This is a genomic window from Paenimyroides tangerinum, assembly GCF_003865405.1.
Classification (GTDB): domain Bacteria; phylum Bacteroidota; class Bacteroidia; order Flavobacteriales; family Flavobacteriaceae; genus Flavobacterium; species Flavobacterium tangerinum.
The window spans coordinates 1-23,390 of record NZ_RQVQ01000043.1; the positions used below are offsets into that span (position 1 = coordinate 1).

At 30.9% G+C, this 23,390-nt stretch carries 22 protein-coding genes, 1 tRNA gene and 1 pseudogene; 13 read left to right on the forward strand and 11 right to left on the reverse strand.

The window, feature by feature from the left end; genetic code table 11:
- Positions 1-317: 317 nt before the first annotated feature.
- The 5 genes and pseudogenes from EG240_RS13960 to ettA form a co-directional block, all read right to left on the reverse strand.
- Positions 318-1,634, reverse strand: a pseudogene (locus EG240_RS13960) (nucleotide sugar dehydrogenase).
- 355 nt (positions 1,635-1,989) lie between these two features.
- Positions 1,990-3,009 carry a UDP-glucose 4-epimerase GalE gene (galE, locus tag EG240_RS13965; protein ID WP_125019975.1) on the reverse strand — a complete coding sequence of 340 codons (1,020 nt, stop codon included), beginning with the start codon at positions 3,007-3,009 and terminating at the stop codon, positions 1,990-1,992.
- A gap of 2 nt (positions 3,010-3,011) precedes the next feature.
- Positions 3,012-3,440, reverse strand: a complete 429-nt coding sequence (locus EG240_RS13970; RefSeq protein ID WP_125019976.1) for an adenylyltransferase/cytidyltransferase family protein — start codon at positions 3,438-3,440, stop codon at positions 3,012-3,014.
- Between the two features lie 84 nt (positions 3,441-3,524).
- Entirely contained in the window at positions 3,525-4,088 is a 564-nt protein-coding gene (locus EG240_RS13975; protein ID WP_125019977.1) for a DUF6646 family protein, read from the reverse strand.
- 171 nt (positions 4,089-4,259) lie between these two features.
- Positions 4,260-5,948 (reverse strand): energy-dependent translational throttle protein EttA, encoded by a 1,689-nt coding sequence (gene ettA / locus EG240_RS13980; RefSeq protein ID WP_125019997.1) that lies wholly within the window; start codon positions 5,946-5,948, stop codon positions 4,260-4,262.
- A 134-nt stretch (positions 5,949-6,082) separates the two neighbouring features.
- Between ettA and EG240_RS13985 the strand changes: the two genes are divergently transcribed.
- A complete protein-coding gene (locus tag EG240_RS13985) occupies positions 6,083-6,292 on the forward strand; it encodes a hypothetical protein (RefSeq protein ID WP_125019978.1) in 210 nt (69 codons plus the stop codon).
- Between the two features lie 114 nt (positions 6,293-6,406).
- Here EG240_RS13985 and EG240_RS13990 read toward each other — a convergent pair whose 3' ends face one another.
- The 5 genes from EG240_RS13990 to aroB form a co-directional block, all read right to left on the reverse strand.
- Positions 6,407-6,799, reverse strand: a complete 393-nt coding sequence (locus EG240_RS13990; protein ID WP_125019979.1) for a DNA primase — start codon at positions 6,797-6,799, stop codon at positions 6,407-6,409.
- Between the two features lie 92 nt (positions 6,800-6,891).
- Positions 6,892-7,866 (reverse strand): deoxyhypusine synthase family protein, encoded by a 975-nt coding sequence (locus EG240_RS13995; RefSeq protein ID WP_125019980.1) that lies wholly within the window; start codon positions 7,864-7,866, stop codon positions 6,892-6,894.
- 20 nt (positions 7,867-7,886) lie between these two features.
- A complete protein-coding gene (locus EG240_RS14000; RefSeq protein WP_125019981.1) occupies positions 7,887-9,296 on the reverse strand; it encodes a type III PLP-dependent enzyme domain-containing protein in 1,410 nt (469 codons plus the stop codon).
- Between the two features lie 51 nt (positions 9,297-9,347).
- The gene (locus EG240_RS14005; RefSeq protein ID WP_125019982.1) at positions 9,348-9,527 is read right to left on the reverse strand and encodes a hypothetical protein; all 180 of its coding nucleotides are present in this window, start codon (positions 9,525-9,527) and stop codon (positions 9,348-9,350) included.
- 51 nt (positions 9,528-9,578) lie between these two features.
- On the reverse strand, positions 9,579-10,646 hold the full coding sequence (gene aroB / locus EG240_RS14010) for a 3-dehydroquinate synthase (protein ID WP_125019983.1): 1,068 nt from the start codon (positions 10,644-10,646) through the stop codon (positions 9,579-9,581).
- A gap of 92 nt (positions 10,647-10,738) precedes the next feature.
- Between aroB and EG240_RS14015 the strand changes: the two genes are divergently transcribed.
- Together EG240_RS14015 and EG240_RS14020 are read left to right on the forward strand one after the other, a co-directional pair.
- Entirely contained in the window at positions 10,739-11,911 is a 1,173-nt protein-coding gene (locus EG240_RS14015; RefSeq protein ID WP_125019984.1) for a proline dehydrogenase family protein, read from the forward strand.
- A gap of 380 nt (positions 11,912-12,291) precedes the next feature.
- On the forward strand, positions 12,292-12,672 hold the full coding sequence (locus tag EG240_RS14020) for a GreA/GreB family elongation factor (RefSeq protein ID WP_125019985.1): 381 nt from the start codon (positions 12,292-12,294) through the stop codon (positions 12,670-12,672).
- 50 nt (positions 12,673-12,722) lie between these two features.
- Here EG240_RS14020 and EG240_RS14025 read toward each other — a convergent pair whose 3' ends face one another.
- On the reverse strand, positions 12,723-14,645 hold the full coding sequence (locus EG240_RS14025) for an amino acid permease (protein WP_125019986.1): 1,923 nt from the start codon (positions 14,643-14,645) through the stop codon (positions 12,723-12,725).
- Between the two features lie 229 nt (positions 14,646-14,874).
- On the opposite strand from EG240_RS14025, the gene EG240_RS14030 reads away from it, so the two are divergent.
- The 10 genes from EG240_RS14030 to EG240_RS14075 all read left to right on the forward strand — a co-directional run bounded on the left by EG240_RS14030 (position 14,875) and on the right by EG240_RS14075 (position 23,125).
- Positions 14,875-15,516, forward strand: a complete 642-nt coding sequence (locus EG240_RS14030; RefSeq protein ID WP_125019987.1) for a peroxiredoxin — start codon at positions 14,875-14,877, stop codon at positions 15,514-15,516.
- 80 nt (positions 15,517-15,596) lie between these two features.
- Positions 15,597-15,905 (forward strand): thioredoxin family protein, encoded by a 309-nt coding sequence (locus EG240_RS14035; protein ID WP_125019988.1) that lies wholly within the window; start codon positions 15,597-15,599, stop codon positions 15,903-15,905.
- A gap of 6 nt (positions 15,906-15,911) precedes the next feature.
- Positions 15,912-16,169 carry a DUF6952 family protein gene (locus EG240_RS14040; protein WP_125019989.1) on the forward strand — a complete coding sequence of 86 codons (258 nt, stop codon included), beginning with the start codon at positions 15,912-15,914 and terminating at the stop codon, positions 16,167-16,169.
- Between the two features lie 136 nt (positions 16,170-16,305).
- Positions 16,306-16,803 (forward strand): thiol peroxidase, encoded by a 498-nt coding sequence (tpx, locus tag EG240_RS14045; RefSeq protein ID WP_125019990.1) that lies wholly within the window; start codon positions 16,306-16,308, stop codon positions 16,801-16,803.
- Positions 16,803-17,180 carry a diacylglycerol kinase family protein gene (locus tag EG240_RS14050; protein ID WP_125019991.1) on the forward strand — a complete coding sequence of 126 codons (378 nt, stop codon included), beginning with the start codon at positions 16,803-16,805 and terminating at the stop codon, positions 17,178-17,180. Before tpx ends, EG240_RS14050 begins: the two co-directional genes overlap by 1 nt.
- Positions 17,180-19,696 carry an FtsK/SpoIIIE family DNA translocase gene (locus EG240_RS14055; RefSeq protein WP_125019992.1) on the forward strand — a complete coding sequence of 839 codons (2,517 nt, stop codon included), beginning with the start codon at positions 17,180-17,182 and terminating at the stop codon, positions 19,694-19,696. Before EG240_RS14050 ends, EG240_RS14055 begins: the two co-directional genes overlap by 1 nt.
- A 4-nt stretch (positions 19,697-19,700) precedes the next feature.
- Positions 19,701-20,327, forward strand: coding sequence for a LolA family protein (locus EG240_RS14060; protein ID WP_125019993.1), 627 nt, complete (start codon positions 19,701-19,703; stop codon positions 20,325-20,327).
- 7 nt (positions 20,328-20,334) lie between these two features.
- Entirely contained in the window at positions 20,335-21,819 is a 1,485-nt protein-coding gene (locus EG240_RS14065) for an LptF/LptG family permease (protein WP_125019994.1), read from the forward strand.
- The gene (ribB, locus tag EG240_RS14070) at positions 21,791-22,921 is read left to right on the forward strand and encodes a 3,4-dihydroxy-2-butanone-4-phosphate synthase (protein ID WP_125019995.1); all 1,131 of its coding nucleotides are present in this window, start codon (positions 21,791-21,793) and stop codon (positions 22,919-22,921) included. The genes EG240_RS14065 and ribB overlap by 29 nt, the downstream gene beginning before the upstream one ends.
- A 119-nt stretch (positions 22,922-23,040) precedes the next feature.
- Positions 23,041-23,125 (forward strand) — tRNA-Ser (locus EG240_RS14075).
- The last annotated feature ends 265 nt before the right edge of the window (positions 23,126-23,390 follow it).

A 23,390-nucleotide genomic window follows, 5' to 3' on the forward strand; every position in this document is an offset into this window, starting at 1 on the left:
TTCGTCACTTGGTCACTACATTCCCCATTCTCTATTACCTATTCCTTAACTCGCTGATTCGCAGATTCACTTTGTTTCTACTGGATATTCATTTTTGTAGTTTTAAACTGGGTCACTTCGTTACTTGGTCACTACATTCCCCATTCTCTATTACCTATTCCTTAATTCGCTGATTCGCAAATTCGCTTTGTTTCTAGCTGATATTGTATTCTATAATTTTAAACACACAACAAATTTATAACTACTTAACTTTGAACCTTGAACCTTGAAACTTGAAACTTTACAATCAAATCTTCAAATTTCCAAATTCAATTTCTTTACAATCTTTTATCGAACAACTCAGTTGGCAGCACACCTTTAACGTCATAAATAACTCCATCCTCTTTCAACAGACTTCTTAAATCTAAATCTAAAAATTCTTGATGAGCAACAGTTAACACAATAGCATCAAATCCTTGAAGTGATTTTGCTATTTGAACAACTTCATCAATAGTATTTAATGATTTGAAATTATATACTTCCTTTACTTCTTCAGAATTTGCCCACGGATCATAGGTTGTTACAACAAGTCCATATTCTCGTAACCCCTTGATCACATCAATTGCTTTTGAGTTTCTTATATCGGGACAATTTTCTTTAAATGTAATTCCTAAATTCAATACATTTCCTCCTTTGATTTTCAAATCGTTTTGGATCATCAATTTAATAACCTCAGAAGCTACAAAAGGTCCCATTGAATCATTTAATCGTCTTGAAGTTAAAATCAATTCGGAATAATAACCGATTTCTTGCGCTTTTTGAGCTAAATAAAAAGGATCGACACCAATACAATGACCACCAACTAAGCCGGGTTTAAAAGGTAAAAAATTCCATTTTGTTCCTGCAGCTTCAAGTACCTCATTGGTATCTATATCCATTAAAGCAAAAATCTTTGCTAATTCGTTTACAAAAGCAATATTAATATCTCGTTGTGAATTTTCAATTACTTTAGAAGCTTCTGCGACTTTGATAGATGAAGCTAAATGTGTTCCTGCAGAAATAACCGACTTATATAAATTGTCAACAAAAATTCCGATTTCTGGTGTTGAGCCCGAAGTTACTTTTAGAATTTTATCAACTGTATGTGTCTTGTCTCCTGGATTAATACGCTCTGGAGAATAACCTGAAAAAAAATCTGTATTGAATTTTAGTCCAGAATTACGTTCTAAAATAGGTATGCATTCATCTTCTGTTATCCCTGGATAAACAGTAGATTCATAAATAACTACATCTCCTTTTTTAAGAATCTTTGCAATAGTTTCGGATGCTTTGATCAATGGAGATAAATTGGGCCTATTTTTTTTATCAACAGGGGTTGGAACAGTAACTATAAAAACATTTGCGTCTTTGATATCATTAACGTTGTTGGTACAAAAAAGCCCATTTATATCTGAATTAAAAGGAACGGTTTCTACAGCCACAGCTTGTAAAAGTTCATTATTAATTTCTTAAGTTGAATCTATTCCATTACGCAATTCATCAATTCTGTTTTTGTTGATATCAAAACCAACCACGCTATATTTGGTAGCAAAAAGACGAGCTAAAGGCAAACCTACATAACCCAAACCTATAATTGCTAAATTAATTTTTTCCATTTTCTAAATTTTGTATTAAAATAACGACATATTCTCGAATACAAAAATACGTTTAGTTAAAACTTATATAAAATAAAAAAACACCTAAAATATAGGTGCTTGATTATCTTATCTATGTTTTTAAATCTATTAATAGGGATTTAAAATTGTGTAAATCTTGTATTGAAATAAATTGATGTTTGTACAAATTATCCAATGATGCCTCCAAAAAACATACGTGGTATAAACAAATATTATTTTGTTCATTAAATATCAATTCGAGTTTTTTCAAAGTTTTATTATAAGTTGACCAATATTCGATTTCAATTGAATTGACAAACTTCAAATAATTTAATTCCTTAAAAACAAAAACATTTTATTCATTTAACTTTAATTTCTTTTCGAACTCCCAAGCTGTCTTCATCGAAACTTCTAATGAAGTTGAAGGCTGCCAATTAAGTTTATTTTTTGCTTTTGAATAATCAGCAAATGCTTCTTGAATATCACCTTCTCGACGGTTAGATATTGTATAAGGAAGCTTTAAATCATTTGCTTGCTCAAAAGCTTTAATAATTTCTAGAACAGTTGAACCTGTACCTGATCCCAAGTTAAAATATTCTAAACGATCTTGATTTCTTTTTTCCAACAAAAATTGAAGTGCTAAAAGATGCGCATTAGCTAAATCATTTACATCAATATAATCTCGAATAGCTGTACCATCTCTGGTTTCATAATCATTTCCGAAAACTGCAAGCTGTTTGCGCAAACCAGAAGCTGTTTGCGTGATATAAGGCAATAAATTATTAGGTATCCCATTTGGAATATCTCCTAACAAACTGCTTTTATGAGAACCAACAGGATTAAAATAACGCAAAGCAATTGCATTTTTGTTTGAAGCTTTTGTAAAATCACTGATGATTTCTTCACCCATTGCTTTGGTTTTTCCATAAGGTGATTCTGCTCGTTTTAAAGGAGTATCTTCATTTATCGGCATTTGATCGGCTTGACCGTAAACAGTACATGATGATGAGAAAATAAAATGATCTAATTGATATTGTTGCATTGCATCTAAGACATTTAGCAAGCCAACTATATTATTACGGTAATAAGCTAAAGGTTTTTCTACAGATTCTCCTACCGCCTTAAAAGCTGCGAAATGAATAATTCCATCTATCTTTTCAGTTTCGAAAAAAGCATCTACCTTAGATTTATCTTTTAAATCAATTTCATAAAAACTCGGTTTCTTTCCGGTTATTGTTGAAATATTATCTAAAACTGAAATTGAAGCATTTGACAAATCATCGATAATCACAACATCAAATCCTGCTTCCTGTAAAACAACAACCGTATGTGATCCAATATAGCCTAAACCTCCAGTAACAAGTATTCTTTTCATGTTTAAATAACTCTTTTTAATTTTTCAAATTCAGCTGCATTAGTTCTCAATCTTGTCGTTGAAAAACGGTGATCTCGAGAATTGTAGTACAATTCAATTCCTTTTTCTTCGCAATACGCTCTACCTGTAAAATTTTTGTCTTTATATTCTTCTCCTAAGATACGAACATCAATTTTAAAAGCTTTTAAAATATCTTCTAAATCTTGTTCCGTAGCATAAGGTACAATTTGATCTACATATTTACAAGCTTCTAACTGAATGTAACGTTCGAGTACACTTTGCAATGGTTTATTCTTTTCTGGACGGTCTAAAGTTGGATCTGTTTGTAAACCACAAATCAGATAATCACATTGACGTTTGGCGTCTTCTAGCATTTTAATATGACCCGCGTGCAATAAATCGAATACACTGAAAGTTATTCCAATTTTCATATAATGTTGTTGTTTTAATTTTTTTGGTGCCGCAATTTAATATTACTTCTTAAAAAAAACAAACTATAACATGTAAATAAAAGATTAATATTCTAAATTAAAGGTAAGACCAACCGAAATTGCATTTGATTTACCATAATAGTTTATAAACGCATCATCGGATTCTACTTTTGAACTTCCTACAAACGATGTAGAAAAACTATAATTATATTGGGCATATAAACCTATAACATCTGTTAATTTATATTTGAAACCTGCATGAGCTCCTAATGATTTCACTGAGGCATCAGCTCCTAAATAAGGATCCATTGTTTCTGCAATTTTCAAAGTTGGTCCAAAATGAAATCTAACATATAAGCCAGCATCGTAATTATCTAAAAAACGACTTATTCCTGTAAAAGTTTCACCGAATTCATCCTGATCCAAATCTTTATTCGGTTTGATTAAATAATTAATTTTACCACCAATTGAAACCAACTCTCCTAAAGCTGTATCAAATTGAATATCTACACCTGATTTTCCACCTACGTTTGTGTAACCTGTAAAAATTTTAAAATCTCCGTATCCATCATAGGCCATTTGCCCATAAGATGTGGTTTGAATCCCAAAGAACGATAATAAAAGGACTGAAATTTTTGAAATTTTCATTAATATTAAATGTTATTTTTTACTCCAAATATAGCTTAAAATAACAAAGTTACGAAGAGCAGATTTAAAGATATGTGAATTCACAGATTCTCAGATTTGAAATATAAAGAAATCATATAGTTTCAGTAAAAAAATACCTCAAAGATTTCTTTGAGGTATTTTTATATATAGTTAACGAACTAACTTTTTGTATTTAATACGAGTTGGAGCAACATCTCCTAAACGTTTCTTACGGTTTTCTTCATAATCAGAGAATGAACCTTCAAAGAAATAAACTTGTGAATCTCCCTCAAATGCTAAAATATGCGTACAAATACGGTCTAAGAACCAACGATCGTGAGAAATAACCACAGCACAACCTGCAAAATTCTCTAAACCTTCTTCAAGTGCACGAAGTGTATTAATATCTAAATCATTCGTTGGCTCATCTAATAAAAGAACGTTTCCTTCTTCCTTTAAAGTCATTGCTAAATGTAGGCGGTTACGTTCACCACCAGATAAAGTTGCAACTTTTTTATTTTGATCAGAACCTCCAAAATTAAAACGTGATAAATATGCACGAGCATTTACTTGGCGTCCACCCATCATAATCAATTCTTGACCATCTGCGAAATTCTCATAAATAGATTTCTCAGGATCAATATTTGTATGAGATTGATCTACATAAGCAATTTTTACTGTTTCACCAACAACAAATTCACCTCCATCTGGTGTTTGCTCTCCCATAATCATTCGGAAAATGGTAGATTTACCAGCACCATTAGGTCCAATAATTCCAACAATTCCAGCTTGAGGAAGTGTGAAATTCAAATCGTCATATAATAATTTATCTCCAAAAGCTTTAGCTACAGCTTTAGCTTCGATTACATTTGTACCTAAACGTGGTCCATTTGGAATATAAATCTCTAATTTTTCTTCTAATTCTTTTTGATCTTCGTTTAGTAAACGGTCGTAATTTTGTAAACGGGCTTTTTGTTTTGTTTGACGACCTTTTGCTCCTTGACGAACCCAGTCTAACTCACGTTCTAAGTTTTTACGACGTTTTGAAGCTACTTTTTCTTCTTGAGCCATACGTGTAGATTTTTGATCTAACCAAGAAGAATAGTTTCCTTTCCAAGGAATACCTTCACCTCTATCTAATTCAAGAATCCAACCTGCAACGTTATCTAAGAAATATCTATCGTGCGTTACAGCGATAATCGTTCCTTTATATTGTTGTAAATGTTGCTCTAACCAATGTACAGATTCTGCATCTAAGTGGTTGGTTGGCTCATCTAATAATAAAACATCTGGTTCTTGTAAAAGCAAACGACATAAAGCCACACGACGACGCTCTCCACCAGATAATACATTTATAGGAGTATCTGCTTCTGGACAACGTAAAGCATCCATTGCAATAGCTAATTTGGTATCTAATTCCCAGCCACCAGCAGCATCAATTTGATCCTGTAAAACTGCTTGACGATCCATAAGTTTTTGCATTTTGTCTGCATCTTCATAAACTTCTGGTAAACCAAACATATCGTTGATTTTATTGAATTCGTCTAAAATAGCAACTATCTCAGACATTCCTTCTTTAACGATTTCGATAACTGTTTTAGTTTCGTCTAATTGTGGTTCTTGTTCTAAATATCCAACAGAATATCCTTGTGCAAAAACAACATCACCTTGGTAGTTTTTATCAACTCCAGCAATGATTTTTAATAATGAAGATTTACCTGAACCGTTTAAACCTAAAATACCAATTTTAGCACCGTAGAAAAAACTTAGGTAAATATCTTTTAATACTTGTTTGTTTGTTGAAGAGTAAGTTTTACTTACTTTCGACATTGAAAAAATTACTTTTTTATCGTCTGACATATGAAATGAAACTAATAATTTCTTTAAATAAATGAAACTCAAAGATAGTCTTTTTCTATTTAAAAAGAAATTTCGAAATGTACTTCCTTAAGTTTATATTTTTTTATAAATTCGTGGCAAATAAAAATTGAGATATGCAGTTTACAGAAAACTTTTTAAACACAGATAAAATCGAAATTGAAGGACAATATGTTTCTTTATTTGATAATGAAGGAAAAGAATTAAAATTATTTGTTGGAGAAGAAATCAAAACAGTTTCTTGGGTTGATAACAAATTAATGGTTACTTTAGTAAACGATTCAATCAGATTATACAAAGACACAATTAACTTTGGTGATTTTTAATTAAATCATTAAATTTATTAAACTATAAAAACTCATGGAAAATATTTCAATGAGTTTTTTTTATGCAATATATTGACACAAAAAACTCCCAATTTCTTGGGAGTTTTAATATAATTATACTTCGTCTTCATCGTCATCGAAATCTTCAACTGATGATTTATCAGCATCTTCGTCTTCATCATCAAATTCCGGAAGGTCTTTTTTCTCTTCTTCCTCATCGTCATCATCCGCTTCTAAATCAATATCTTTTACATTGATTGAATCTACAGGAATTACAACTTCTTCCTCTTCGTCATCAAAGTTAACAATACGATCTGCTAATTTAGTACTAACTTTTACTAAGTAAATAGTATCTTCAGTTCTAACTTCAACGGCCTCAATCATTTCGTTTTTAGCATTCTTAAATCTAATGATATCTGCATCATCATAACCATCAGGAAACTTCTCAACTAACATAGTTAAGATTTCGTTTGTTAATTTCGCGTAATCAACAATTATTCTTTTCATTTAATTCTTACTTTATTTCGAGTCAAAAATACTATGCTAACCAATAACTACAAAATTATTTTTAGTTTTTTTTTGACTTTATTTAATTAAAATTATTGATTTAAAACGTAAGCGAAAACTAATGGTGCAACAATCGTAGCATCAGATTCGATGATGTATTTTGGACTTGTTGTATCTAATTTACCCCAAGTAATTTTTTCGTTAGGAACTGCTCCTGAATATGAACCATAAGATGTTGTAGAATCAGAGATTTGACAGAAATACGCCCAGAAAGGAACATCGTGCCATTCTAAATCTTGATACATCATTGGCACTACACAGATTGGAAAATCACCAGCAATTCCACCACCAATTTGGAAGAAACCAACTCCTTTTCCACCTGAGTTTGCACGGTACCATTCGGTTAAAAACACCATATATTCAATTCCAGATTTAACTGTACTTGCTTTTAATTCACCTTTAATTACGTAAGAAGTGAATATGTTTCCAGAAGTTGAATCTTCCCATCCTGGACAAACGATTGGTAAATTTTTCTCAGCAGCAGCAATCATCCAAGAGTTTTTAGGATCAATCTCATAATGAGGTTCTAAAGCTCCTGATAAAATAATGCTATATAAATATTCGTGTGGGAAATAACGTTCTCCTTTAGCTTCAGCATCTTTCCAAGCTTTCTCTAAATGAGATTGTAAACGACGGAATGCTTCTTCTTCTGGAATACACGTATCCGTTACACGATTGTAGTGATTTTCTAATAAATCCCATTCGTCTTGTGGAGTTAAATCACGGTAATTTGGAATTCTTTTGTAATGAGAATGAGCAACTAAGTTCATTACATCTTCTTCTAAATTTGCTCCTGTACAAGAAATGAAAGCAATTTTATCTTGACGAATCATTTCTGCTAATGAAATTCCTAATTCAGCAGTTGACATTGCACCTGCTAATGAAACCAACATTTTTCCACCTTCTGCAAGGTGTAATTCGTAACCTTTTGCTGCATCTACTAAAGCTGCCGCATTAAAATGTAAATAGTTTTTTTCAATAAATTGACTAACTGGACCTTTACTCATTGTTATATCTTTTTATATTATTATTCTTGTTTTTTTCTATTATATCCTAAGATGTTTAATACATCTTCAGCTGTTTGTTGTTGCGAGAAAACCTCAGTGGCAACGATTCCATTTTCATCTCTATCAATCAAAATGTGTTTTGGTTGCGGAATCAAACAGTGATGAATTCCACCTTGACCACCAATTGTTTCTTGATAAGCTCCCGTATTAAAGAATCCCAAATATAATGGTTTTTCTTTATTATACTTCGGAAGATAAATGGCATTTAAGTTTTGTTCTGAATTGTAATAATCATCACTATCACACGTTAAACCTCCTAATAGAACACGTTCATAAGAATCGTTCCAACGGTTTACAGCAAGCATAATAAAACGCTTATTAATAGCCCAAGTATCTGGTAAAGTGGTAATGAAAGACGAATCAATCATATTCCATTTTTCTCTATCGTTTTGTTGTTTTTGGTACAAAACTTTATAAATAGCGCCACCCGATTCACCTACAGTAAATGAACCAAATTCTGTAAAAATATTTGGAACAGGAACTTCAGCTTCATCACAAGCAATCTTAATTTGATTGATGATTTCGTCAACCATATAAGCATAATCGTAATCAAAAGCTAAAGAATTTTTAATCGGAAAACCTCCACCAATATTCAAACTATCTAATGTTGGACATTCTTTCTTTAAATTGGTGTAAACCTTTAAACATTTAGACAATTCATTCCAATAATAAGCGGTGTCACGAATACCTGTATTGATGAAAAAATGTAACATTTTAACTTCAACATTTGGGTTTTCAGAAATATTTTTTCGGTAGAAAGGTAATATATTTTTGTATCCAATTCCTAAACGAGAAGTATAAAATTCGAACTTAGGTTCTTCTTCTGAGGCGATACGAATTCCGATTTGGAATTTACCTTTAATACCTTCTTGAAGCAAATCCAATTCTTCGAAATTATCTACAATCGGAATGGTTTTTTTATGTCCATTATTGATTAAACGCGTAATGTTTTCAATGTATTGATCACGCTTGAAACCATTACATAAAACATAAGTATTTTTATCAATTCGACCTGTTTCCAACAAGTTTTCTACAATATTAATATCAAAAGCAGAAGATGTTTCAACGTGAATATTATTCTTGAAAGCTTCATTCATCACATATTCGAAATGTGAACTTTTAGTACAATAGCAATAATAATATTCACCTTCATATTTATGCTTTTCCATCGCATTTCTAAACCAACTTTTAGCTTTGTTGATGTTATTAGAAATTTGAGGTAAATACGTGAATTTTAAAGGAGTTCCATATTGTTCAACCAATCCCATAAGATCAATGTTATGGAACAATAAGTTATCTTTATTTAATGTAAATTCTTCTTGTGGAAAGTAAAAAGTTTGATTAATTAAGTCGAAATATTTAGTATTCATTTGTATTGTTTTAAGATTAAAATTTGAATTAAAAGCTAAAAACAGTTAGATTCAAACTCTAATATTTGCAAAAGCAATACTCATTTTATCACTATAAATATTAGTGATGCGAGCCAAAATAAAAATTCCTTTCAATTGAATGTACAATTCAGATTGAATGGTTTTAAGCACCGACATTTTATGCGGTGTTTTATTTTGACCAAATTCGATATTTAATTTTCTATTATTCACGGCGCAAAGTTAAATAAATAAAATATTGATTTACTAACGATTTTTTTAATTTTAACTTAAATATTCAGTAAACGCATTTATTATCATTTCAGTCGAAACTTCCTCATTGATTATAGCTTCACCGTTTTCTTTGATTAATGTGAAATTAACACAACCTAATTCATTCTTTTTATCGTGAACTAGAAGACGTAAACATTTATGAATATCTTTCTCTGATAGTTGAATTTGTGGAAAAATTGCACTTAAAACTGACTTAATTTCATTATAAAAAAGCTCTGAAATATAACCTTTTTGAAGTGACAGATTCGATTCTAAAATCATACCAATTGCTACAGCTTCACCGTGTAATAACGTAGAAATTTCATCATTATTTAAATGATAACTCTCGATTGCGTGACCTAATGTATGACCAAAGTTTAATTTTTTTCGAATATTTTTTTCTTTCGGGTCTTCAAGTACGATGTTATTTTTAATTGTTATTGAATGATAAATCAATAATTCTAAATCGTTAGTTGTGAAATTAGACAAATCTTTCAATCGATTCCAATACGAAATATCAGCAATTAATCCGTGTTTATACATTTCTGCCAATCCAGAACGCATTTCATTTCCTGGTAAAGTTTCTAAGAAATTGACATCAACCAAAACCATTTGCGGATTTGCAAACAAACCTACCTGATTTTTCAATCCGCCTAAATCAACACCAGTTTTCCCACCAACAGAAGCGTCAACCATCGCTAACAAAGTTGTAGGAACTGAAATAAAATCAATTCCGCGTTTGTAAGTTGCCGCAACAAAACCACCTAAATCAGTAACTACGCCACCTCCTAAAGAAATGAACATAGCTTTTCTATCCGCTTCATATTCAGATAAAACAGACCAAACTTCAAAACAGGTTTCAATGGTTTTATTTACTTCACCGTCTTCAATTTCTATTATTTCAAAAGCCAAAGTTGTTTCTAATCTTTGCAAGAAATAAGGTAAACAATATTCGGTTGTATTCGAATCCGTTAAAATAAAAATTTTAGAATATCCACCATTTGCAAGAATCTGACTTAAATTTTCAAAACCCTTTTCTGCAAAAAAAACACTGTAATTTTCAGCTTGAATTTCGTTCATCGCACATGTATTAATTTTGTTGTAAAATTAAGGCATTTTTTATAGATATATAGAATATGAGTATTTATATTTGTGGACTATTTAATAAAGAAATGGAAAAAATATTCAACAACACAGAAGTAGCATTTTCTTTAAAAAATAATGCCGAGTTAAATCGAGCTAATTTTTTATTCAAAATGATTAGTCATCCAACTTTAGTAAAAATGGGTTCTTCATTGGCTCATTTTGCTATTAAATATAAACTCCCTGTTGAAGGAATGATTCGTAAAACGGTTTTCGACCATTTTTGTGGTGGCGTTAACGAAGAAGATTGTTTAAGTGTTGTCGATAAAATGTACACAAAAAAAGTTTCTTCTGTTTTGGATTATTCTGTTGAAGGAAAAGAATCTGAAGAACAATTTGATGCAGCTTTGGAAATGACTTTAAAAACCATTGAGTTTGCTAAAGAAAGACAGGCTATTCCGTTTGCAGTTTTTAAACCAACTGGCGTTGGAAAGTTTGATTTATTCGTAAAAAAAGGCGAAAACGCAGAATTTACTCCACAAGAACAGTTTGCTTGGAATAAAATTGTGAATCGCTTTGACATTATTTGTAGAACTGCCTATGAAAAAGATGTTTTCTTATTGATTGATGCAGAAGAAAGCTGGATGCAAGATGCTGCTGATGATTTAACTTTGGATATGATGCGTAAATACAATAAAGAAAAAGCGATTGTATTCAACACTGCACAAACGTATCGTTGGGACCGCTTTGATTATATTAAAGAGATTCATCAAATTGGTTTAGCAGAAGGTTTTCATATTGGATTAAAAGTAGTTCGCGGTGCTTATATGGAAAAAGAACGTGAACGTGCTCAAGAAAAAGGCTACCCTTCTCCTATTTGCGCTACCAAAGCAGAAACCGACGAAACTTTTAACAAAAGTGTTGCTTATATGCTAGAAAACATCAATAACAAAATGGCGTTGTTTGCTGGAACGCACAACGAAGATAGTTCTTATATGATGATGCGAATGATGCAAGAAAACAACATTTCGCATAACGATGAAAAAATGTGGTTTGGTCAATTATATGGAATGAGTGATAATATTAGCTATAACCTTGCGAAACATAATTACAACGTTGCTAAATATTTACCTTTTGGACCTGTGTTTGATGTAGTTCCGTATTTGATTCGTAGAGCAGAAGAAAACACTTCAGTTGCTGGTCAAACAAACAGAGAACTTACTTTGATCGAAACAGAAATTAAGCGTAGAAGATTAAAGTAATTAAATTTATAAAATAACAAAAACGAGATTCAATTACGAATCTCGTTTTTTGTTTGCACATCAGAATTAAAACCCTAACATTTGGTTTACAAGAAAATAAGGCTTATTTTTGTATAAAAATTTATAATAATGATCCTTTCTAGTTTTTATCTTTGCGTAAATAACTTAGAGCGACTTTTCAGTTCGTTATTATATCTGCATGATGATATTTTTCTTAAAAACTCAAAAGAATTCATCACTCTTACCCTGTAAAAACTTCTACAGGGTCACCTTAATTAGCTAAAATTATTTATTTGAATTATGTATGTTTCTTAATCAGCGTATTTTAAGGAGCAGAAGTTTTGCATATATTCTATTTTACATTTTTAAGATTAAAAATCATGTCAGAAAATATTGTATTAACAACAGGAGTTTACGATTTAATCAAAGACCATATAAGGAGAAGAAGAACAACTAAAGCTCAAGAAGAAATTCTTATTAATGAATTAAAAAAAGCCAAACAAGTTGTCAGAAGAGAACTTCCAGAAGACATTGTAACACTAAACAAATTAGTAACTGTAAAAAACATAAATTCAAATGAAATTTTAACAGTAACTTTTGTAAGTCCAGATAAAGCAAAACCAAATAAAAATAAACCTTCTATCCTTTCTGAATTAGGAATTGCAATTGTAGGTTACAAAGTAGGTGATATTATTAGCTGGCCATCAAATGAAGGAGAAATTAAATATGAAATTTTAAAGGTGGATTCATTACATAATTAATTATAATACAAAAACGAGATTCTTAATTGAATCTCGTTTTTTATATCATATTATTTCTTTGTAATTTCATTCAACTTACTGTGAAATCTTGAATAACTAAAATAGATAATCAAACCTACAGCTAACCAAATTCCAAAATACAACCAATTCCAAACGGTTAATTCAGCCATCATATAAAAACAACAAACCAACCCTAACATTGGTATCAAAGATAAATTCTTACGAATTGCCCAAATATTAAAGAAAATCATTGAAATTGCAAATATCCATAATGGAATTTTATGTTTGAATAATTCAAAACCTGTTTCATATTTTACAGAATCAGACAATGGAGATTGAGCTATAACATTATCATAATCTGCATTTGAATGTTCTTTTAAATACGTTAGATTAAATTCTAAATCATCTGAATGTTCGGTAGTTTGAATTAAATCATTTTCTCCTAAATAATTCAACAAAAGAATTGCTTCATCTTTATTTAAAGACGTAACTAAATCGTGAGGTTGCACAATTTCAGGCGCATTCGTAATAAAAGCTATTGTATCTGCTTTCTTTAAAGTAAATGCATAAACTAAAATTCCTAAAGTAATTAAAGGTAGAAAATACTTTGCATTCGCGTAAGGTGTTCTAAAACTTCCTCTAGGAATATCTTTATCTTGAAGAACTAAAACTCCAGCACATACCAATGAAAATGCAAATAAAGTTCCAATTGAACATAAATCGGTAACCATTGTTAGATTCATAAACAAAGCAGGAATTGCAACAACAAAACCTGTTACGATGGTTGCAAATGAAGGCGTTTTATACTTTGGATGTATCGTTGCGAATTTATTAGGTAATAATCCATCTCTACTCATACTCATCCAAATACGAGGTTGTCCCATCTGAAAAACTAAAAGTACACTTGCCATAGCAACAACAGCACTCACAGCGATTACACCAGAAAGCCATTTTAAATCTAATTTATCAAAAACAAACGCTAATGGATCACCCACATTTAAATCTTTATAATTAACCATTCCGGTTAAAACCAAAGCAATTAAAATGTAAATTATAGTACAAATAACAATAGACCAAAGCATTCCACGAGGTAAATCTCGTTGTGGATTTTTACATTCTTCTGCCGTAGTAGAAATAGCATCGAAACCAATATAAGCAAAGAAAACAGCCGAAACTCCTTTTAAAACTCCCGTCACACCATTTGGAGCAAATGGGTCCCAATTTGAAGTATCAACATAAAAAATACCAACTATTAGAACCAAAGCAATAACCGCCAACTTAACGACAACCATTATATTACTGGCGTTTCGAGATTCTTTCATTCCACGATAAACCAACCAAGTTATCAATACAATAATTGCTAAAGCTGGAATATCCGCAACAAAATGAAACGAACCAATTTCCGGAGCTGTTGTCCAAGCTTCGTGCGCATGTTGCAAATACATAGGTAGATTCTCAAATGTTTTTCCATTAAGCATTAAAGCTTCTGCATCTATATAACCTTTACTTGCTGTTAAATAATCCATTTGAATCCATTGTGGTAGATGAATTCCCATATTACTGAGTAGTCCGGTAAAATAATCACTCCAGGAAATAGCTAAAGTAATATTACCAATGGCATATTCCATAATCAAAGCCCAACCAATTATCCAAGCTATCAATTCTCCAAAAGCTACATAACTATAAGTATAAGCACTCCCAGAAACAGGTACCATTGAAGCGAATTCGGCATAAGCAAAAGCAGCAAAAGCACAAGCCATTGCGGTGAAAATAAACAAAAAGATAACAGCTGGTCCACCATCTGAACTCGCTTTTCCTATTGTACTAAAAATCCCTGCACCAACAATTGCAGCGATTCCAAAGAAAATTAAATCTCGCTGCGTTAAATATTTACCTAACGATTTGTTACTTTTCTCATCTGCCTCTAATTGATTTAGAATATCAGTAACCGATTTTTTTCGAAATAAATTCATTCAGTGTATTTTTTTTAATGTTGATGTTTTAATAACATTTACAACTTGGCTAATTTAAACATAAAAATAAAATTGCGTATGCTTTACAAAACATAAATCTAACTATAAAGAATATCTATTCTAAAATAAGAAATAATAATTAACATACTATGGTTATTTTAAACATAAGCCGTAAATTTGCAGTATAATAAAAAACAGAAATTATTAACTTTAAAAAAAATATAAAATCATGGCATTAGTTGGAAAAAAATTCCCAAACATTACTGTTGACGCAATCTCTGAAATGGGAGACAATTTAAGAATTAACGTTTTAGAGGAAGCAACTAAAAACAATAAAAAAGTATTATTATTTTGGTATCCTAAAGATTTCACTTTCGTTTGTCCTACAGAATTACACGCTTTCCAAGCTGCTTTAGGAGAATTTGAAAAAAGAAACACAATGGTTATCGGAGCTTCTTGTGATACAAACGAAGTTCACTTTGCTTGGTTAAACACAGCAAAAGATAATGGTGGAATCGAAGGAGTAACTTACCCATTAATTGCAGATACAACTCGTAACTTATCTACTGCTTTAGGAATTTTAGATATCGAATCTACAGAATATAACGAAGAATTAGACCAAGTGGTTATCGAAGGTTCAAACGTTACTTACCGTGCAACTTATTTAGTTGACGAAACAGGAAAAATTTTCCACGAAGCAGTTAACGATATGCCATTAGGACGTAACGTAAACGAATTTTTACGTTTAATCGACGCTTACACACACGTTCAAACTCATGGAGAAGTTTGTCCTGCTAACTGGGAAGAAGGAAAAGAAGCAATGAATGCTGACAGAAATTCTACTGCTGAATATTTAGCAAAATTAAACTAATCGTTAAGTTTAACTTACAAAATCCAAATTCTTGACATTCATTAACTTGAATTTGGATTTTTTATAAAAAATCATAAATCATGTTATTAGAATTAGACCAAGATAATTTACAAGAAATTGTAAACGGAAATAATAAAGTTGCTGTTCAATTTTCAGCTTCATGGTGTGGAAACTGCCGTATCATGAAACCGAAATTCAAAAAAATGTCAACTGAAAAAGAAGATATTACTTTCGTAATTGTAGATGCTGAGAAATTTCCAGAATCAAGAAAATTAGCTAATGTTTCTAACTTACCAACTTTCGCAACTTTCGTGGATGGTAAATTAGTAAACGAATCGCAAACAAACAAAGCTGAAGTTTTAGCTGAATTAGTTAACGAAATAGCTTAATCGATTATGAAATTACCTATCATCAAACATTTGACTCAATTTATTGAGGAAAACGACCAAGATTACGTCAACGAAACCATTGAAGTTTTAGAAGCTTTATGCGAAGTTCCATCATTGAAAGATGAAGAATTAGATGTCATTGCTGAATTAATTTCAAATATGTATGGTGCGGTTGAAGTTGATAAAATGGTCAAGGCAGGAATGCCTAAAAAAGAAGCTTTAAACACTTTCATGCAACGTGTTTTAGGTTCTATTGACAAATAACATTCAACAAACAACAAATATTTATTTCTAAAAGTGTCTTTGATTTATCAAGGACACTTTTTTTGTTAACTTATGAAAATAAAAATATATTTCTTAGGTTATTTTCCTTATTTTTGAAAGTTAAAAAATATACATTATGGCAACAGTTACTTTAAAAGGAAATACTTTAAACACAATTGGAAATCTTCCTCAAAATCAATCAAAAGCAGAAAATATCGAATTGGTTAAAACTGATTTATCAACTTTAAACCTAACTGATTACTTAGGTAAAAAAGTAGTTTTAAATATTTTCCCAAGTGTAGATACTGGAGTTTGTGCACAATCGGTTCGTCAGTTTAATAAAGATTTAAGCAGTTTAGAAAACACCGTTGTAATTTGTGTTTCTAAAGATTTACCATTCGCTCAAAATCGTTTTTGTGCTGCGGAAGGTTTAGACAATGTAATTATGGCTTCTGATTTTAGAACAGATTTTGGAAAAGTTTATGGAGTTGAAATGACAGATGGTCCATTAAAAGGATTGTTAGCTAGAGCTGTTGTTGTTTTAAACGAAGAAGGTACAATTGTTTACACAGAATTAGTTCCTGAAATCACAACTGAACCAAATTACGAAGCTGCTTTAACAGCAACTAAATAATGCTGCCTCAAAAAAAATCATTTATTGCAGGTAGAATTGCAAGTTTAAAATACGCTTTTGTCGGTTTTAAAAAACTTGCAACTACAGAACATTCAATTATTTCACAATTAATCGGATTATTTATAGTTAGTTGTGCTGGTTTTTATTTTAAAATTTCAGCAACAGAATGGATGATTCAAACTTTAGCCTTTTTCTTAGTTTTAAGTATCGAAGGCTTAAATACAGCAGTTGAGAAAATTGCTGATTTTATTCATCCAGAATTTCACAAAAAAATCGGAGAAATTAAAGACATTGCAGCTGGTGCTGTAACATTTGCAGCACTTGGTACATTGATAATCCTTACAATTATTTATTTACCAAAATTTAATATATTTTAATGGCAAACAATAATAAAAAGAATACAAAACAAAATACAGCTAAGTCAAAAACAGAAACGAAAAAAGCAACAAATGGCAATCGAATTATATTTTTGATTGCTACTATTTTTCTATTCACAGCTATTGTCTTGTTGCTGAGTTTTATTTCCTATTTCACAACCGGAAATTACGACCAAAGCGTAGTTGATTTAATTGGAGATAGTAACATTAAAGCAGATAATTGGCTTGGAAAACTTGGTGCTTTCTTAGCAGATTTTTTTATTAATGATGGTTTCGGAATCGCTTCGTTTCTTTTTGTGAAAATTTCGTTAAGTATTTCTGCATATTTTGTTTTTAAATTTCCTGCTTCAAAATTAAGAGGTATTATTTTTTGGGATTTATTCGCAATAATCATTTTATCTGTTTCATTAGGACATTTCAGTAAAAACCATTTATATCTAGGTGGAAATGTTGGTTTTGAAATGAATGATTATATCCAAAGTTATTTAGGTAATTTAGGAACAACTTTATTGATTGTATTTTTCATTTTATTCTTTTTACTTTTTAGAATCAAGATGTCACCTGAACGTTTTACAAATATCGTTAAAGGTGCAAAAAGTAGTTTAGATGAAAACATTGCTAAAGCTGAAGAATTAATTAAAAACAATGAGGTGGAAAAAACTGAAACAACAGTAGCTCCTACTCCAACACAAAATACAAATTCTTCTGTTAACGCATCTTTTAATCAAAACAAATCAGTAGAATCATTTAAAGAAGAAGAAAGTAAATCCGAAGTGATTTTTAACAATCAAAATCATCAATTAACTTCAGATAGAAAAACAAATCAAGGACCAGAACTTTCAACTATTCATTCAATTGATAGCACGAATTCTTTTGATTTAAAAACAGATACAATTCCAAAACAAATAGAAATTCCGTTAGAATCTACTGAAGAATTTATTATTGAAAAAGTAGAAGAAGAATTAACTATTGAAGAGAATCTAGCTAATAAATTAGTTGCAGATTTTGGAGAATTTGATCCGACTTTAGAACTTTCTAAATTTCAATTTCCATCACCGGAATTATTAATTGAACACGCAACGAAAGGAATCACAATCAACCAAGCGGAACTTGAAGAAAACAAAAACCGTATTGTTGAAACTTTAAACAATTACAAAATTGGTATTGCACAAATTAAAGCAACCGTTGGTCCAACTGTAACTTTATATGAAATTGTTCCAGATGCAGGAATTCGTATCTCTAAAATTAAAAGTTTAGAAGACGATATTGCACTTTCGCTAGCCGCATTAGGAATTCGTATCATCGCTCCTATTCCTGGAAAAGGAACTATTGGTATTGAAGTTCCGAATACAAATCCAACAACGGTTTCGATGCGTAGTTTAATTTCTTCACCGAAATTTCAGAATGCAGAAATGGAACTTCCAATTGCTTTAGGAAAAACCATTTCTAACGAAACTTTTGTATTTGATTTAGCAAAGATGCCTCACTTACTGATGGCTGGTGCAACAGGTCAAGGAAAATCGGTTGGATTAAATGCCGTTCTAACTTCATTATTATACAAGAAGCATCCAGCTGAAGTTAAATTTGTTTTAGTTGATCCGAAAAAAGTTGAATTAACATTGTTCAATAAAATCGAACGTCATTATTTGGCAAAACTTCCAGATACAGACGAAGCAATTATTACAGATAATACTAAAGTAATTAATACATTAAACTCACTTTGTATTGAAATGGACAATAGATATTCTTTATTAAAAGATGCTATGGTTCGTAACATTAAAGAATATAACGAAAAGTTTAAACAAAGAAAATTGAATCCAGAAAACGGTCATAAATTTTTACCTTATATTATTTTGGTTGTCGATGAGTTTGCTGATTTGATTATGACAGCAGGTAAAGAAGTTGAAACTCCGATTGCTCGTTTGGCTCAGTTGGCTCGTGCTATTGGAATTCATTTAATTATTGCAACGCAACGTCCATCGGTAAACGTAATTACAGGTATTATTAAAGCCAATTTCCCTGCGAGAATTGCTTTTAGAGTAAGTTCTAAAATTGATTCAAGAACCATTTTGGATGGTCCAGGTGCAGATCAATTAATTGGTCGTGGAGATTTACTTTTCACTCAAGGAAATGATACCATTCGTGTACAATGTGGATTTGTTGACACGCCAGAAGTTGAAAAAATAACAGAATTCATTGGTTCACAAAAAGGATATCCTGATGCATATTTATTACCAGAATATGTAGGTGAAGAAAGTGGCACAAGTCTTGATATTGATATTGCCGACCGAGATGTGATGTTTAGAGAAGCCGCAGAAATTATTGTAACTGCACAACAAGGTTCTGCCTCTTTATTACAACGTAAATTAAAATTAGGTTACAACAGAGCTGGAAGAATAATCGACCAATTAGAAGCTGCAGGAATTGTAGGTCCATTTGAAGGAAGTAAAGCTCGTTCTGTTAACATTACCGATTTAGCATCTTTGGATCATTTTCTAAACAATGAAAAAAATTAAATCAATGAAAAAAATAGTAGCCCTTATAGTAGTTTGTTTTATTTCAATTACAAATTCACAAGCTCAAAATGCCGATAAAGCAAAAGCATTATTAAATGAAGTAACGACAAAAGTAAAATCATATAAGAATATTGCAATTGATTTCGATGTAAATATTAACGGTCAAAATAGCAAAGGAAATATAACTTTAAGTGGAGATAAATACATCCTAAACTATATGGGAATCACACGATTGTTTGACGGTTCAAAAGTATACACAATCAATCCAGAAGATGAAGAAGTTACGATCCAAAATCCTAAAAAAACAGGAGATGAATCATTAACTCCTTCAAAATTATTAACCTTTTTTAATTCAGGATATTCTTTTTCATGGGATATTTCTCAAAATATAAATGGGAGAACAATTCAATATATTAAGCTAAAACCAACTGGAAAATCTGACGTTAAAGAAATTTTATTGGGAATTGATAGTAAAACCAAACATATTTATAATAAAATCGATGTTTACAAAAATGGTTCGAAATCAACATTAACAGTAAAATCATTCAAAACAAATCAAACTTTATCAAAAAATCATTTTACCTTTACCGAATCAAAGTATCCAAAATATTACATCAACAAAATAGATTAAATAAAGGGTGAAAATTCTTGATAGATATATTCTAACAACATTTATAAAAACATTTTTATCGGTATTTGCGATATTGTATTTTATATTCGTTTTACAAGGCGTCTGGGTCTTTATCGCTGAATTAGCAGGTAAAGACTTAGACGTTCTTACTATTGTAAAATTCTTATTTTACTATTCTCCAAAGATGATTCCGATGGTTTTACCACTTTCGGTATTGTTGGCTTCAATCATGACATTCGGAGATTTCTCTGAAAACTATGAATTTGCTGCTATGAAATCAGCAGGAATTTCACTTCAACGTGCGATGCGTTCCTTGATTATTTTCATTTTAATTTTAGCAGGAATTTCGTTTTGGTTTGTAAATGATGTTGCACCAAAATCTGAATATAAATTTGTGAATCTTCGAAAGGATATTTTACAAACAAAACCTGCAATGGCAATTACAGCAGGACAATTTAATGATCTTGGAAATATCAACATCAAAGTCGATGAAAAATCTGGTGATCGTGGACAACATCTAAAAAATGTTACGATGCACATCAAATCGAATTCAAATTTCGAAAACAACACAGTTATCAAAGCTGAAAATGGCGAATTAGAAACCGAAGATGGTTCTAGTATTTTACAGCTTCATCTTTTTAATGGTAATTATTATGAAGATGTTTCTCCTTCAAAAAATAATAATGCGTCACAAAACAAACTTCCGTTTGTAAAAACATATTTTAAAAAATATACCATAAACATCGATTTATCAGAATTTGATAATTCGGATGAAGAAAAAATTGAGATAGCAAACACCGCTTCAATGATGAGTGTAAATCAGTTGAATTACACAATCGATTCATTAAACAACAACTTTAAAGACGAAAACAAATCTAACCTTGATAATCTTGAACTTCGAGTAAACTCGCAATTAAGTAATCAGATGAAAACTAAGAAAGATTCGGTTAGTCAAAACAATTCTGATGTTATAAAACTAGTAGATGATCAATCTCGAAATACAAAAATTCAAATTTATAGATTAGCTTCATCAAATGTCGAAAGTATATTTTTTACCTTAAAAAATAATGAACAAGCGATGTTTGAAAAACAAAAAAACATTAACAGACATTATATTTCATTTTACGAAAAGTTTGTTGTTGCTTTTTCATGTTTATTGATGTTTTTCATTGGTGCTCCGCTTGGTGCAATTATCAGAAAAGGTGGTTTGGGATTACCAATGGTTTTTGCAGTTTTAATATTTATTACTTATCATTTCATTAATACATTTGGAAGAAAATTGGCACAAGAAAATGGTATTGATCCTGCACTTGGCGCTTGGCTTTCTACATTGGTTTTATTACCATTAGCTATAAGCTTTACATCGAAAGCAACAAAAGATCGAGGCATAAATAGTTTCGATAATATCATATATTCAGTTAAAGAATTTTTCAAGAAAATATTCAATAAAAAACAACATAAAGATGTCAAACATACAACTAAACACAATTGAAGAAGCAATTGAAGATATTCGTCAAGGAAAAGTAATCATTGTGGTTGATGACGAAGATCGTGAAAATGAAGGTGATTTTTTAGCAGCAGCTGATAAAGTAACACCTGAAATGATTAATTTCATGGCAACGCACGGAAGAGGTTTAATCTGTGCTCCTGTTACAGAAAAAAGAGCAAAGGAACTAAACTTAACTCCGATGGTTTCTAACAATACAGTTTTACACGAAACCGCTTTTACGGTTTCTGTAGATTTAATTGGTAAAGGATGTACAACCGGTATTTCTGCACAAGATCGCTCAAAAACTGTTGAAGCTTTAGTTGATGATGAAACAAAAGCATCTGATTTAGGTCGTCCTGGACATATATTCCCATTAATAGCTAAAGAAGGTGGTGTTTTAAGAAGAACTGGTCATACAGAAGCTGCAATTGATTTTGCTCGTTTAGCTGGGTTTAAACCAGCTGGAGTAATTTGCGAAATCTTAAACGAAGATGGAACAATGGCTCGTCTACCTGAATTAGTTGATGTTGCAAAACAATTTAATTTAAAACTTGTTTCAATTGAAGACTTAGTTGCATATCGAATGAAACATGATAGTTTGATTCAGAAAAAAGAAGATTTCGAAATCAATACAAAATTCGGACAATATAGATTAAGAGCTTATTTACAAGTTACAAACAAGCAAGTTCACATTGCACTTACAAAAGGAGTTTGGAATAACGGAGATGCGGTCTTAACACGTATCAATTCTACTCAAATCAACAATGATATCTTAGAAACGTTAACTAACAATAACGAAGAAAAGTTGAATAAAATGTTTAAAGCAATTGACAAAGAAGGTCGTGGAGCAATTGTATTTATCAATCAAGATAATTCAAATTTAAACCTTTTGAATCGTTTAGCTGAATTAAAATCGAACCAATCAGAAACTGAAGTAACAAAAGCACCAAAAGTGGTTATGGATGCAAAAGATTTTGGAATTGGAGCTCAGATTTTACACGATATTAATATTTCTAAAATCAAATTAATGTCAAATTCTGGTGAAACCAAACGCGTTGGAATGATTGGATATGGATTAGAAATTACGGATTACGTTAATTTTTAGTACGTTATAAAAACTTAAAATTTTATTTAAAAAAATATCCGAAAAACCCTTGTAAATATTGAAAAACCTACTATATTTGCACTCGTAATAATGAAACAAACATCATCATTACAGACCAAGGAGAAATGGCAGAGTGGTCGAATGCGGCAGTCTTGAAAACTGTTGACTGTAACAGGTCCGGGGGTTCGAATCCCTCTTTCTCCGCAAGTAATAATCAGTTTTAATATTGATTTACGCCTAAAGGACTATAGAACCTGCAATCTTTAAGATATGCAGGTTTTTTTTTGTGCATGAGAATCATCAAAATTTATAAAAATGCTCAAAATTCTGTGGCAAAATTCTGGCAATTTTTTAAAGGTAAAATTATCGCCACTAAAGTAAACACAAATACCTGATTTTCAACACGTAAATATATTTAACGACTTGAATTTAAATTATTGTAGTTCGATATTTATCAATATTTAAATTT